The organism is Methylophaga thalassica (assembly GCF_030159795.1).
Classification (GTDB): Bacteria; Pseudomonadota; Gammaproteobacteria; order Nitrosococcales; family Methylophagaceae; genus Methylophaga; species Methylophaga thalassica.
Genome location: NZ_BSND01000003.1, coordinates 416,712 through 430,150 on the forward strand (window position 1 = coordinate 416,712; position 13,439 = coordinate 430,150).

Here is a 13,439-nt window from a genome sequence, read left to right on the forward strand (position 1 = left end):
AGTCAGTGTTTGTTTCATTCTGATTTCATCGCTTAACGAAAGGCAAATAGTTTGGAGTATGTGATGGAAGTCATTTACGGGTTACTGCCAGGTATGTTGTTACTTGGCATTATTGGTGTAGCGGTTTTTTTCTGGGCCGTTCGTAATGGTCAATACGATGATATGGATGGTGCAGCTAATCGGGTACTTATGGATGATGATGAAGTAACACCTGAATCTGATGAGTCAGGCAAACAGAGCAAATCAGAAGATAAAAGTAAGAACCAACATTAAAGCAATGGATGGCTAAAATGTTACTTCAAAACGGTGAACAATCAGATGTTTAAAAACTGGAGTATCAAACATTTGCTCCAGCTATGGGCTGCAATCACATTGATTGCTGTCCTTGTGATGGGCGTGATGGCAAATTACGCCAATAACCTGATGTCCGAGACACATTCAATTTTTGTCGACCATCTTTTGCCATTGGAGTCGAGCAGCCGCAAACTTAGTCAAGTTTCATTACTTCTCGCCCAACGCCAGCAACAATTCCTCAGTTCAGCTACGGTATCTGTCTTATCTCAATTTGCTGACAGAGCGCCGCTTGAAAATTTGTTTCAGGAAAATGCAGAATTACTCACTCAGACATTAGATGATAAGCAACAAGTTCAAGGCCTGTTAAAGTCGCTTTTGACGACCTACCATGATTATTTACAGATCGACGCCAAGCTTTATCAATTAAAAAAACATCATCTTGAATTAACCAACGATATAAAAGCCAAGCAAGAGGGGAATGAACGGGTTTCGGCTGCATTATTGTTGTTAGTGGATAATCTTGAAAAACGATTACGCAACGATAATCTGGTTTCTATACTGGGTCTGGTTAACCCGTTAAAAACTCATATTCATCAACTTCGTTTATTAAACTACAAGTTGTTTCTTCAGACTGAAGATCCATCAAGTTTTACTCAATCAGAAAAACAATTTGAGACCATTTTTACTCAGATAGAGCAGGATATTGATGCTTTTTCCAGCCAATCTTTTCAATTGTTGTATGTAACGGATACATTACAGGCGATAGAGAAACAGGTGGATTCACTCAGGGTTTTAATGGGAGGAGAGAACGGCTTAATAGCGATAGAAAAAGAAAATACTTTCACCCAAAGAACGTTGGCTAAAGAGCTGCAATCATCCCTTGCTATGATGTCGACATTAACAGTGGACTTGAACCAGTTAACGGAACAAATCAATCTGTTTAACTATGAAGAGATCGCAAGTGATGCCTCATCGGCCGATTATTCATGGTGGCAAATTATATTAGTCAGCATTCTCATTATGAGTGCAGTCATGGTATTTGCTTATATTCTTATAAAAAGAATCAATGAACCATTAGTGTTGATCAAGGACTCTATTCGAGCACTCTCTGAAGGTCGGTTTGAGACAAGAATGTCGGTGACATCAACGCAAAATGAAGTCTCTATGCTGGCTCGTGACTTGAATCATTTCGCCGAGGTGACACAAAATCTGATTGCTGATTACAGCAAAGCAAAAGTCACCATGCAACATAAACAACAACAGTTAAGAGCAATTCTTAATGGTGTACCTGAAGCGATTCTGTCACTGAGTGAAGAGGGTTATATCATTGATATTAATCCTGCTGGTGCCACGATGTTTGGCGGCACCATTAAAGAGATTGTCGGGAAACATTTATTTCATTTTTTTGCTGAAAAACATAAACCCGAGTCAATTGATGATTTAGAGCACGATGATGAGTCGAATGGTGAATATGAGGGCATTCGTATAGATGGATCCGCATTCTCATTATGGATTTCTGTCAGTCGTATATTAAGTGGTAATGATGAGTTTGTTTGGGTGTGTGTTATCGCTGACATTACTAAATGGAAACAAACTAACCAGCAATTGCATCAAATGACGTCAGAATTAAACACAATTCTGGAAAATGCGATGGTGGGTATTGCTTTCATTCGTGATCGTAAAGTGGTGCGTGTTAACCAAAAGTTTGAAGAGTTATTTCAATACAGTCGTGAAGAGATTGAAGGACAAAAAACACAGTTTATTTATCCAAGTCAGGTAGCTTATGAGCAGTTTGGAGAACATGCTGCTCATTATCTTTCTGTAGGGGAGAGCTATGAAGCTCAGCTTGAATTAGTCCGTAAAAATGGTGAGAAATTCTGGTGCGCTATGGCGGGAAAATCAATTGAAGCTGAAGCACCACAAAATGGATCTATCTGGTTATTTGAGGATATTACAACTCAACGACAGAATGAGGAAAGGCTGACTAACCTGGCAAGCGTTGATAGTCTGACAGGCTTACCAAACCGGAACGTGTTTAATGATCGTCTTGAGCATGCTATCCATAAAGCGCATCGTGACTCAGGTCGACTTGCGGTTTGTTTTTTAGATTTGGATCATTTCAAACATATTAACGATTCATTAGGACATAAAGCGGGTGATAGTCTGCTGCGTGAAGTGGCAATACGCATTAAGAAGACTATCAGGGAGGGTGATACGGTTGCCAGACTTGGAGGAGATGAGTTCACCGTTATTTTGGAAGATATTCGTTCTGCACAATACGTGGGTAAAGTCGCTGAAAAAATTATCGATGCGATGAGTCAGCCTTATATTATTGATAACGTTGAAATCAGCATCAGTCCCAGTATTGGTATCAGCCTCTATCCTGCCGATGGTCGGGATGTCGATATGCTAATTAGAAATGCGGATGCAGCCATGTATCACGCTAAAAAAACAGGACGGAATAATTTTCAGTTTTACTCCGTCGATATGAATGCTCAGGCATCATTGCGTCTTGCCATGGAGACAGCTTTAAGACGTGCCGTTGAGCAAGAAGAATTCTTTATTCATCTGCAACCACAGGTTGAGATTGAAACTGGAAAAATGAACGGAGCCGAAGTGTTATTACGTTGGAATAGTACCCAATGGGGGCTCGTCTCACCCGCTGAATTTATTCCTATTCTTGAAGATACTGGCTTGATTGAATCTGTCGGTGAGTGGGTGCTGACACAAGCATGTAATAGCTTCTTAAAGGTGAAAGACAAATTGGCGGATGATTTTAAGCTTGCCGTCAATTTATCAGGCAGACAATTTAAAGGTGGTAATTTAGCTAGTCGCATCCGTTATATTCTGGCGGAAACGGGTATGCCAACAAAGAACCTGGAGTTAGAAATTACAGAAACTATGCTGATGGAAGATCCTGAGTTGGCAACGCTCACTTTATCGGAGCTTAGCCAGATGGGCATTAGTCTGGCAATTGATGATTTTGGTACAGGTTATTCCTCATTGTCCTATCTGAAGCAGTTCCCTTTGAATGTTCTGAAAATTGATAGCAGTTTCATTCGGGATGTCACCACAGATAAGGACGATGCCGCCATCGTCAACGCGATCATGGCAATGAGCGAAAGCCTGGGCTTGATGGTTATCGCCGAGGGTGTGGAGACAATGGAACAATTAAATTACCTCAAACAGCATACTTGTCAGGGCGCTCAGGGGTATTTATTTAGTAAACCTGTGAGTGAAGTCCAGTTTTACGAGCTGGCGCAAAAAGACACACTTATTTAGTTTGATAAATTAGTATCGTCTTACCAGTGCTACCAAAGATAACGGTTAAATTTAGTGCCTGATAAGACCAGCTTTCACTCGTATTACCTTTATCATCAGGTAAGCCCACATCAATGCTATCAGGTTCACCAAAGCGTTCCTGAATCATCTCCCTGCTCAAGCGGACACTAGGAATGTAGGTAATGGCAGCGACAGGTGAGGATAGTAAAAACTGTTTGTCTTCTTCCACCAATTCATGCTGATGCGCACCACTTGGTTGAAGTTTGCCTACAGAGGCCCTTTGCAGCATAGCGGCGACTTTATCCTCTGGTACATCAAGATTAAGCACCATCTTGGCGGATAGTCCTCCTAAGTTAACACTATCAAAATAGGCTTCGACCGTGGCCTTATTATCGGGGTCGGTGAAGATAGCCGTTTTACCAAATATTCGCAGTTCTTCTTGTGCTGTTTTGTAGTCGGTATTACCCAAGTGAATACCAAAGACGCTGATATTGTTGTCAGGCATCACGGTCACTTCCCATGGTTTACTGGCTGGCGGTTGTGGTGAGGGGATTAGCATGATCGCGGCAATTCCGACAAACACCAATAAAAGACCAACAATAAAGTTTCTGATAATGCGCATTCAAAAAATCCTGTAACGGTGATTAGCTATGAAGCCAGAAAGTGACTGGCCCATCGTTGATGAGTTTAACCTGCATATCGGCACCAAACTGACCGGTACAGACCTTGGGATGCTGCTGTTTAGCGGCATCAACAAACTCATTAAACAGTTGATATCCTATGTCAGGGGGGGCTGCAGAAGCAAAGCTCGGACGTAATCCTTTTTGTGTGTTAGCGGCCAAGGTAAATTGTGGGACAAGAAGTAAACCGCCATTAATATCTTTGACGGATAGATTCATCTTTTCCTCAGCATCCGCAAACAGACGATAATTGATGACCCTTTCTACCAGACGAGCTACCAATTCAGAGGAGTCACCTTTCTCAATACCCACAAAAACCAGCACACCCTGATCAATCTCTGCGATGCATTGTTCATTTACTTCAACCGATGCCTGCTTAACGCGTTGTAATAAGGTGATCACTGCAGTTCACCCGCTAAGGTATCGGTGGCTCTCACTAAGGCATCAATCACAGCGGGTTCGCCAGCAGCATGACCAGCCAGCGGCAATACGGTTAAGCTTGTTTCTGGCCATGCCTGATGTAGTTCCCAGGATTGCTGAAGTGGGCAAACAATATCGTATCGACCATGAATAATCTGAGTAGGAATGTGACGTATGGTTTCTATTTCACTCAAAATGGGACGGTTTTCGATAAAGCATTGATTTAACGCAAAATGTAATTGAATGCGGGAGTGCGCCAATGGGCCAGGAGCTTCCGTTAAATCCGGTTCGTATTCATGATCCCGTAATGTGACGATGGTGGCTTCCCAGCTATTCAAAATAGTGGCAGCTGAGATTTGCAGTGACTCATCAGGATCGGTGAGGCGAGTATAGTAAGCTTTGAGCGGTGTTTGTTGTTCTGACTGATCAAGCATATGTGTTAGGCGATGCCATGCTTCGGGAAATAATTTTGAGGCACCGCCTGCGGCATAAACCCAGTCAATATCCTGCTGACGCCCAAGAAAAGTGCCGCGTAATATCATGCTTATCACTTTTTCGGCATGATCTCTGGCATAACAAAGTGCCAAGGTAGCTCCCCAGGAACCACCAAAAATGACCCATTTATCTATACCCAGACGGGTACGAATATATTCCATATCGCTGACCAGATGCGCAGTGGTATTGTTTTCAAGTTCACCACTGGGAACTGAGCGTCCGCAACCTCGTTGGTCAAATAATACAATGCGGTATTTTTCAGGATTGAAATATTGTCGATGTTGAGGCCGACAACCAGAACCCGGGCCACCATGTAGGAAAACCACCGGAATCCCTGAAGGATTGCCACATTCCTCTACATAAATTTCGTGTTTTTTACCAGAAGATAAGGTTTCTCTTGCAAGTAAATGGGTTTGATAGGGTTCTATTTCTGGGTATAGCGTTAACATGTAAAAACTCGTTTATGACATTCGGCATGAACTATATCATGTGTAGTGATGGTAATTATTGAGCTATTGCGAGAAAATATAACGTTTTCGACGTTGAATTAAGATCTTGTTTTTATCAACAAATCACACATTCTTTCAAAGATAGTTGTGCTTATGATTGAAAAGACAACTAAGCAAGGCAAGAACATACAATGAATCTGCATGAATTTCAGGCCAAACAATTATTTAATCGATATGGTGTGCCTACACCACAAGGGCAAGCTGTCGCTGAAGCTGCTCAGGCGCGGCAAGCGGCTGAGTTATTAGCGGGCGAGCGCTGGGTGGTTAAAGCACAGGTTCATGCCGGTGGCCGCGGCAAAGCGGGTGGCGTTAAAGTGGTGAGTTCGCTGGATGACGTTGAGTCAGCCGCTGCTGGTATGCTGGGAAAAAATATTGTCACGCATCAGACCACTGCTGAAGGTTTACCCGTACAGCAGGTATTGGTGGAAAAACCGACCAATATCAGCCGTGAAATCTATCTGGCCGTACTGGTTGATCGCAGCTCTCAACGTATTGTGTTTATGGTGTCAGCAGAAGGCGGCATGGATATCGAAGCCGTCGCTGAGCAGCAGCCTGAAGCCATACTGAATTTATATGTTGATCCTGTTGTTGGTTTACAGGGCTATCAGTGTCGTCGCGCCGCATTTTTCCTGGGCTTGACTGGAAATAGCTTTAAGCAGCTACAGTCCGTCATGCAAAATTTGTATCAGCTCTTTACAGAAAACGATGCCAGTCTAGTGGAGGTGAATCCACTTGTGGTGACTGATGACGGTGACTTACTTGCCGTTGATGCAAAAATTAATTTAGATGATAACGGCTTATTCCGTCATGCCGATTTGGCAGAGATGTTTGATCCGAGTCAGGAAGATGATGCAGAAGTTATCGCCCGTGAATTTGGCCTTAACTATATTTCTTTAGATGGGAATGTGGCTTGTATGGTCAATGGAGCTGGTCTCGCTATGGCGACGATGGACTTGATTCAGAAAGAAGGTGGACAGCCTGCTAACTTCCTGGATGTAGGCGGTGGCACTACGGCTGCTCGCGTGGCTGAAGCATTTAAGCTGATCCTGTCTGATAAAAAAGTGAAGTCGATCCTGGTCAATATCTTTGGTGGTATTGTCCGCTGTGATCTGATTGCCGAAGGCATTATTCAGGCAGCAAAAGAGGTCGGCTTATCGTTACCTGTTGTCGTCAGACTCGAGGGTACCAATGCGCAACGAGGTCGTGAATTATTGAAAAACAGTGAAATGAGTATATATGCTGCCGATGATTTAACCGATGCTGCGCGTCAAGCTGTAGCGGCAGCTCAGGAGTCGCAGGCATGAGTATTTTAATCAATCGTGAAACCAAAGTGATTTGTCAGGGCTTTACTGGTAAACAAGGTACATTTCACTCAGAGCAAGCCATTGCATATGGCACCCAATTTGTCGGTGGTGTTACCCCAGGAAAAGGTGAGCAAACGCATCTGGATAAACCGGTATTCAACACGGTTCATGAAGCGGTTGAACAGACCGGTGCTGATGCCACCATGATTTATGTGCCTGCCGCCTTTGCTGCAGATGCGATTCTGGAAGCGGCTGATGCGGGTATCAAAATAATTGCCTGTATTACAGAAGGCATCCCTGTACTGGATATGTTACGCGTCAAACATGCTTTAAATAGCTACGATGCACACTTGATAGGGCCGAACTGTCCGGGCCTGATTACTCCAGGTGAATGTAAGATTGGCATCATGCCCGGTAACATTCATCAACCGGGTAAAATCGGCATAGTATCGCGTTCAGGCACCCTGACTTATGAAGCTGTTCATCAGACAACGCAGAACGGACTTGGACAAAGTACCTGTGTTGGTATTGGCGGTGATCCAATTCATGGTATGAACTTTATTGAATGTCTTGAGTTGTTTGAGAATGATCCGCAGACCGAAGGTATTGTGATGGTTGGTGAGATTGGCGGTCATGCTGAAGAGGATGCGGCCGAGTTTATCAAAGCGCATGTTACTAAACCGGTGGTGACCTATATCGCCGGTCTAACGGCACCGGCTGGCAAACGCATGGGACATGCAGGAGCGATTATCAGTGGTGGCAGTGGCACGGCTGAAGCGAAATTAAAAGCGCTTGAAGCGGCAGGCTGTGGCATTGCGCGATCGCCCGCAGAAATTGGCGACATTATGCTGGCAATGATGGATAAAAAATAAATGCAGACAGTCACGCTGGTGATGGGGCAAATTAATCCTGTAGTTGGGGATGTTGCAGGTAATGTTAATAAAATTATCGAGACGGCACAGCAGGCAAAAAAACAACTCAATGCAGATTTAATTGTTTTTCCTGAATTGACCCTAACCGGATATCCGCCAGAAGATTTATTGCTTCGTCCTGGTTTGTTGAAGCGCGTTCGTAAAGCATTAACGACACTGGCAAGCAAGCTGGATAATGTAGCCGTGTTAATCGGCCATCCCGATGGTGATGTCGAGTCGGGTTTATACAACTCTGCATCGTTAATTGATGGGGGCAAGATTGTTTGTACCTATCACAAACAGCAGTTACCCAATTACGGTGTATTCGACGAAAAACGCTATTTTATCGAAGGCGAAAATGCCACTGTGTTTGATTTTCGAGGTCTGAAAATCGGCATTACTATCTGTGAAGATATCTGGTTTACACAGCCGAGTGCTAAAGCAAAAGCTGCCGGAGCTGACCTTATCGTCAACTTGAATGCTTCTCCTTACCATATGGGCAAATGGCCACTGCGTGAGGCTGAAGTAAAAAAACGTATCAGTGAAACGGGCTTACCTATTGTCTATGTCAATCAATACGGTGGTCAGGATGAACTAGTTTTTGATGGTCATTCTTTTGTGATGAATGCCAATGGCGAAAAAGTGGTCCAAGCACCTGCATTTGAGTTTGGTTTATTTCCGGTGACGATTGAAAGGCAGTCGTCTGGTGGCCTAGCTTTATCGGGTGCCAGTTGTGAGTCGCAGGACGACTTATCTATCATATACAAAGCGTTAACCCTTGGACTGAAAGATTATATTGAGAAAAATCACTTTCCAGGTGTTGTACTTGGACTGTCAGGCGGCATTGATTCCGCATTAACAATGGCACTCGCTGTTGATGCTATCGGCGCAGACAAAGTGCATGCGGTGATGATGCCGTCGCGCTACACATCTCAAATGAGTCTGGATGATGCAAAGTTAATGGCTGAAGGCTTGGGTGTTAAGTACAGTATTATTTCGATAGAACCGACATTTAATGCCTTTATTGACTCATTAGCTGATGAGTTTAAAGGTTTGCCGGCCGATACCACGGAAGAAAATATTCAAGCCCGTTGCCGCGGCATTATTTTGATGGCCTTATCCAATAAAACGGGTTCAATGGTGTTATCAACCGGTAATAAAAGCGAAATGGCTGTCGGCTACTCAACTTTATATGGCGATATGGCTGGTGGTTACTCACCATTAAAAGATGTTTATAAAACGTTGGTCTATCAGTTGAGCCATTATCGCAATCAGCAATCTAATGTGATTCCAGAGCGTATCATCACACGACCTCCATCCGCTGAACTGGCAGAAGGACAGTTGGATCAGGATAGTCTCCCTGACTATGCTGTCCTAGATAAAATTCTACAACGTTATATAGCTGATCAGTGTTGCTTTGAAGAGCTAGTCGACGAGGGCTACGACGCCGAAATGGTTGCAAGAGTTATTAAAATGGTAGATCGTAATGAATACAAAAGGCGGCAGGCGCCTCCAGGTATCCGTATCAGTAGCCGGGCGTTTGGCCGAGACCGCCGGTATCCTATTACGTCAGGCTACACCGTCACTTCAACTATAGAGTAAGGAACTACGATGAAAAAAATTGAAGCGATAATTAAACCTTTTAAGCTGGATGATGTTCGCCAGTCACTTTCTGATATTGGTGTGACCGGGATGACTGTCACTGAAGTCAAAGGATTTGGTCGTCAGAAAGGACATACCGAGTTCTATCGCGGTGCTGAATATGTGGTCGACTTTTTACCCAAAGTGAAATTAGAAATTGCCGTAACAGATGATAAAGTCGATAGTGTTATCGAAGCAGTGATTAAAGCGGCCAATACAGGCCGTATCGGCGATGGTAAGATTTTTGTTACACCGCTGGAGCAAGCGATTAGAATTCGTACTGGTGAGCAGAACCAAGACGCTATTTAAGCTGTTCTAGGCATAAAAAAAGCCCGCCTCTGAATATTCAGAGGCGGGCTTTTTTTATTGCTTAATTATTGCACTTCAGTCTGAGCAACTTCAGCAATACCCGGGTGACCAGGGTAATTGATTTTCAATACTCGTAAAGCATCATCTGAAAGATCGGTCATGCCAAGAATTTTGTATGCTTTTGCCATAACGACTAATGCATCAGGCATAGCCGGTGTACGGTCGTAGTTTTCTATCACATACTTACCACGGTTTAATGCAGCCAGGAATGATCCTCTACGCATATAGTAATTAGCGACATTCACCTCATGCTGTGCCAGTCGGTTACGAAGATAAACAATACGCTGCGCAGCATCTTCGGCATAACGACTGGTCGGGAAGCGATTAATTAATGTGTTGAAATCACGCAAGGCATCCTCAGCAGCGCCCGGGTCACGTTGAGATTCATCACGGGGGATATATTTTTCTAATAAACCAATATCACGATGAAAATTGACCAGGCCACGTAAATAAATAGCGTAATCAATATTTGGATTAAGTGGATAAACACGCATAAAGCGGTCAATGGTAGCGATAGCTGTTTCAGGATCATCTGATTTGTAGTGAGCATATGCGGACTCAAGCAGCGCTTGTTGAGCATATTCACCAAAAGGAAAACGAGCTTCGAGTTGTTCGTAGTAGGTAATCGCTTTGCTGTAGTCTGCGATGTCGAGTGCGGCTTTTGCCTCGCTGTATATACGATCTACACTCCAGCTTTCATCCGCTTTAACTTCTTCTTTTTTAAAAAAAGAGCAACCAGACAGTGACAAACAGGTCAAACCGATAAGTAATGGCAAATAATATTTTTTCATTGAAGTAGAGTACGCTAGCTTGCTGTTTAAGGTAAAGGCTGATCTTAGCCCTTTTTCTGATTCAAAGCACGTTTTACCGAATGTGAAGATTATATTTAATCAAGTACAATATGCAGCTTTATTCTTTGATAAACAGGAATCATCAATGTTGAAACGGTTGTTGGCTCTTGCTGTAGGGCTTGCGGTATCAGCACCTTCTATGGCAACTACTTTTGCGCTTAATTCTGCTGACTCAACCGTTGTGGGTCACAACATGGTGGTCTATAGCAGAGCAAAAGACACATTACTGGATATTGGCCGTCAATTTGACTTAGGTTATAACGATATCGTTGAAGCCAATCCAAATGTTGATCCATGGCTTCCCGGCGAAAATACCCGGGTGATTATCCCAAGCCGTTTTATTCTGCCCAAGGCCGGTCAGAAAGGCATTGTCATCAATATTGCCGAGTTACGTCTTTATTATTATCCGGAAACCAAAGCGGGACAAACGAAAACAGTCATTACCCATCCTATCGGGATTGGGCGTGAAGGCTGGGGCACACCACTGGGCAAAGCGAAAATTACTCAGAAGCGAAAAGATCCAACCTGGACACCACCAGAATCCATCAGAAAAGAACATCTGGAAAAAGGCGATCCCCTGCCAAAAGTGGTGGCAGCTGGTCCCAATAATCCACTAGGTGCTTATGCAATGCGTTTGTCTATGCCGGGCTATTTGCTGCATGGCACAAATAAACCCTACGGTGTAGGAATGCGAGTGAGTCATGGTTGTATCCGACTGTTCCCGGAGGATATCCAACATTTGTTTAATATTGCCGCTGTTAATACATCGGTAGAAATTATTTATCAGCCTGATAAAGCCGGCGTGCGTGACGGTAAGTTATATCTTGAAGTGAATAAACCGCATAGTGACATTGATAAACGTCAGGGTTTAAATATGACACCGATGGTAGCAGCCATTTTAGATGCGCAAGATAAATTACCTGCGGACAATGACTGGGCATTCACAGAAAAATTAGTTGAAGCGCAAGACAGTATTGTAAAGCGAGTCGGTGAGGAGCCTCTCGATATTGTTGACGATGTCTGGTTTGTTCATGCAGGTCTGAGCCAGAAAGCGATACAAAAAACGCGTCAGGCTATTAACTCATTACAGTTGAATGATCTGTTCTGGCCGGCCAAATCTGGCGCGGTTGGTGAAATGATGATTGGTCCCTTCAATTCTCAACAAGAAGCGGCAGATATGGCGAATAAAATTAGTGAAGCTGCGGGAATATCTGTGTGGGTTGCGCAAGTTTCCAGTGACGCGCTTTAGGATAAATATTGAAGATAAAAAAAAGCCGGAACATTTGTTCCGGCTTTTTTGTATGAGGTAATCTAAATTTTAGATTATTTGCTCATCGCTTTTTCAAACATACGATCGATTTTTGCACAGCATTCTTCGACAGTTGATTGAGCTTCATCAGCAGCTTTCTGGGCGTTCATAGCAGCCAGTTCTGCGTCAGTTGCAGTACGTTGCGCTGTGTCGGCAGTGCTTTGAGCATTGCGGGCTGCGACCAGAGCTGAATCAGCTGTTGATTGAGCTGATTCTACAGAGGCTTTCAGCGCTTCCATTTCGGCAGTGTTGGCACATGCAGTCAACATAGCTAAAGGCAGGATTACAGCACTCAGTTTTGCTAATGATTTCATTTTTATCTCCTTAAAGTACCAGTTAAATTGGCGTGGATATTATATTGCTAATTCGCAACATAAAACATACGCTAGCAAGAAATATTTTTGCTGTCCATTCACATTAATAAAAAACCGTTTTTAATATTACAACAGATTCATAAAGAAATAGTTGGTATAATAGCGTCCTTTATATGAGTCATTGATCTTCAATGTACTCTTGAAGTACCTATCGTTCTGGAAAAATTTGTTTATGCATCCAATGCTCAATATAGCAATCAGGGCTGCGCGTAATGCTGGCTCTCTGATCATGCGCTCACTACAGCATGTTCAGCATCTTGAAGTGACTACAAAAGGTCGAAATGATTACGTGTCAGATGTCGACCGCCTGGCAGAGCAAGAAGTCATCAATGTAATAAAAAAAGCGTATCCTGACCACGCTATTATGGCTGAAGAGTCTGGTCGCTCAGGTGATAATGAAACAGTGTGGATTATTGACCCACTGGATGGTACAACAAATTTTCTGCATGGTTTCCCGCATTACTGCGTATCCATTGCCGTTAGAGTCAAAGGTCGTGTTGAGCACGCTGTTGTTTATGATCCGCAACGCGATGAATTATTCACAGCTAGCCGGGGCGAAGGCGCCAAATTAAATGACCGTCGACTGCGTGTTACCAAACGCAGAGAACTTAATGGTGCATTGATTGCGACGGGTTTCCCTTTCAAATATCCATCATTTCATGATGCCTATTTCAATAGTTTTAAAGCTCTATTTCCTCAGGTAGCTGATATTCGCCGTACGGGCTCAGCAGCACTTGATCTTGCTTATGTTGCAGCAGGTCGTGTTGACGGCTACTGGGAAATGGGATTAGAAAACTGGGATATGGCGGCTGGATTACTTCTGGTCGAAGAGGCTGGGGGAAATGTCACCGACTTTGATGGTACCGATAATTTGTTCAACAAAGGTAATGTCATTGCAGCCGGGCTTGGTATGCACAAGCTGATGTTAACGACACTGCAACCACATCTATCGAAAAACCAAATAAGCGCCTAAGGGCATATTTTTTCCGCATGCCTAGCA

12 protein-coding genes and 1 pseudogene are annotated in these 13,439 nt (G+C 43.6%); 8 read left to right on the top strand and 5 right to left on the bottom strand.

What is annotated here, in order from left to right; genetic code table 11:
* Positions 1–63: 63 nt before the first annotated feature.
* Positions 64–273 (top strand): cbb3-type cytochrome oxidase assembly protein CcoS, encoded by a 210-nt coding sequence (gene ccoS / locus QQL60_RS02165; RefSeq protein ID WP_007145721.1) that lies wholly within the window; start codon positions 64–66, stop codon positions 271–273.
* 45 nt (positions 274–318) lie between these two features.
* Positions 319–3,576: an EAL domain-containing protein gene (locus QQL60_RS02170; protein WP_284722263.1), complete on the top strand. Its 3,258-nt coding sequence runs from the start codon at positions 319–321 to the stop codon at positions 3,574–3,576.
* Here QQL60_RS02170 and QQL60_RS02175 read toward each other — a convergent pair.
* From QQL60_RS02175 to pip, 3 genes are read right to left on the bottom strand one after another with little or no spacing between them, the layout of a single operon-like run.
* A complete protein-coding gene (locus tag QQL60_RS02175; RefSeq protein WP_007145719.1) occupies positions 3,569–4,198 on the bottom strand; it encodes a hypothetical protein in 630 nt (209 codons plus the stop codon). The genes QQL60_RS02170 and QQL60_RS02175 overlap by 8 nt on opposite strands.
* A gap of 22 nt (positions 4,199–4,220) precedes the next feature.
* Positions 4,221–4,658 (bottom strand): D-aminoacyl-tRNA deacylase, encoded by a 438-nt coding sequence (gene dtd, locus QQL60_RS02180; RefSeq protein WP_007145718.1) that lies wholly within the window; start codon positions 4,656–4,658, stop codon positions 4,221–4,223.
* Positions 4,655–5,620, bottom strand: a complete 966-nt coding sequence (gene pip / locus QQL60_RS02185) for a prolyl aminopeptidase (protein WP_284722264.1) — start codon at positions 5,618–5,620, stop codon at positions 4,655–4,657. Before pip ends, dtd begins: the two co-directional genes overlap by 4 nt.
* A gap of 185 nt (positions 5,621–5,805) precedes the next feature.
* Between pip and sucC the strand changes: the two are divergent.
* From sucC to QQL60_RS02205, 4 genes and pseudogenes are all read left to right on the top strand, one after another.
* Positions 5,806–6,984, top strand: a pseudogene (gene sucC / locus QQL60_RS02190) (ADP-forming succinate--CoA ligase subunit beta); the annotation flags it as partial.
* The gene (gene sucD, locus QQL60_RS02195; protein ID WP_273182203.1) at positions 6,981–7,856 is read left to right on the top strand and encodes a succinate--CoA ligase subunit alpha; all 876 of its coding nucleotides are present in this window, start codon (positions 6,981–6,983) and stop codon (positions 7,854–7,856) included. The pseudogene sucC and the gene sucD, both read left to right, overlap by 4 nt.
* A complete protein-coding gene (locus QQL60_RS02200) occupies positions 7,857–9,497 on the top strand; it encodes an NAD+ synthase (RefSeq protein ID WP_284722265.1) in 1,641 nt (546 codons plus the stop codon).
* A gap of 9 nt (positions 9,498–9,506) precedes the next feature.
* Complete coding sequence (locus tag QQL60_RS02205) at positions 9,507–9,845, top strand: P-II family nitrogen regulator (RefSeq protein ID WP_284451728.1); 339 nt, start codon at positions 9,507–9,509, stop codon at positions 9,843–9,845.
* A 65-nt stretch (positions 9,846–9,910) separates the two neighbouring features.
* Here QQL60_RS02205 and QQL60_RS02210 read toward each other — a convergent pair whose 3' ends face one another.
* Positions 9,911–10,696 (bottom strand): outer membrane protein assembly factor BamD, encoded by a 786-nt coding sequence (locus QQL60_RS02210; protein WP_007145712.1) that lies wholly within the window; start codon positions 10,694–10,696, stop codon positions 9,911–9,913.
* 145 nt (positions 10,697–10,841) lie between these two features.
* Between QQL60_RS02210 and QQL60_RS02215 the strand changes: the two genes are divergently transcribed.
* The gene (locus QQL60_RS02215) at positions 10,842–12,005 is read left to right on the top strand and encodes a L,D-transpeptidase family protein (protein WP_284722266.1); all 1,164 of its coding nucleotides are present in this window, start codon (positions 10,842–10,844) and stop codon (positions 12,003–12,005) included.
* 74 nt (positions 12,006–12,079) lie between these two features.
* Here the strand turns inward: QQL60_RS02215 and QQL60_RS02220 are convergent, their stop codons facing one another.
* On the bottom strand, positions 12,080–12,379 hold the full coding sequence (locus QQL60_RS02220) for an Lpp/OprI family alanine-zipper lipoprotein (RefSeq protein ID WP_007145710.1): 300 nt from the start codon (positions 12,377–12,379) through the stop codon (positions 12,080–12,082).
* A gap of 232 nt (positions 12,380–12,611) precedes the next feature.
* Here QQL60_RS02220 and suhB point away from each other — a divergent pair, with 232 nt between their 5' ends.
* Positions 12,612–13,412 carry an inositol-1-monophosphatase gene (gene suhB, locus QQL60_RS02225; protein ID WP_284722267.1) on the top strand — a complete coding sequence of 267 codons (801 nt, stop codon included), beginning with the start codon at positions 12,612–12,614 and terminating at the stop codon, positions 13,410–13,412.
* The last annotated feature ends 27 nt before the right edge of the window (positions 13,413–13,439 follow it).

What these genes read in the sequence shown, in the direction of transcription:
- sucD (WP_273182203.1), top strand. Translation starts at nt 6,981, where the DNA reads ATGAGTATTTTAATCAATCGTGAAACCAAAGTGATTTGTCAGGGCTTT.
- QQL60_RS02205 (WP_284451728.1), top strand. Translation starts at nt 9,507, where the DNA reads ATGAAAAAAATTGAAGCGATAATTAAACCTTTTAAGCTGGATGATGTT.
- suhB (WP_284722267.1), top strand. Translation starts at nt 12,612, where the DNA reads ATGCATCCAATGCTCAATATAGCAATCAGGGCTGCGCGTAATGCTGGC.
- QQL60_RS02210 (WP_007145712.1), bottom strand. Translation starts at nt 10,696, where the DNA reads ATGAAAAAATATTATTTGCCATTACTTATCGGTTTGACCTGTTTGTCA.
- QQL60_RS02215 (WP_284722266.1), top strand. Translation starts at nt 10,842, where the DNA reads ATGTTGAAACGGTTGTTGGCTCTTGCTGTAGGGCTTGCGGTATCAGCA.
- ccoS (WP_007145721.1), top strand. Translation starts at nt 64, where the DNA reads ATGGAAGTCATTTACGGGTTACTGCCAGGTATGTTGTTACTTGGCATT.
- QQL60_RS02175 (WP_007145719.1), bottom strand. Translation starts at nt 4,198, where the DNA reads ATGCGCATTATCAGAAACTTTATTGTTGGTCTTTTATTGGTGTTTGTC.
- pip (WP_284722264.1), bottom strand. Translation starts at nt 5,620, where the DNA reads ATGTTAACGCTATACCCAGAAATAGAACCCTATCAAACCCATTTACTT.
- QQL60_RS02220 (WP_007145710.1), bottom strand. Translation starts at nt 12,379, where the DNA reads ATGAAATCATTAGCAAAACTGAGTGCTGTAATCCTGCCTTTAGCTATG.
- QQL60_RS02200 (WP_284722265.1), top strand. Translation starts at nt 7,857, where the DNA reads ATGCAGACAGTCACGCTGGTGATGGGGCAAATTAATCCTGTAGTTGGG.
- QQL60_RS02170 (WP_284722263.1), top strand. Translation starts at nt 319, where the DNA reads ATGTTTAAAAACTGGAGTATCAAACATTTGCTCCAGCTATGGGCTGCA.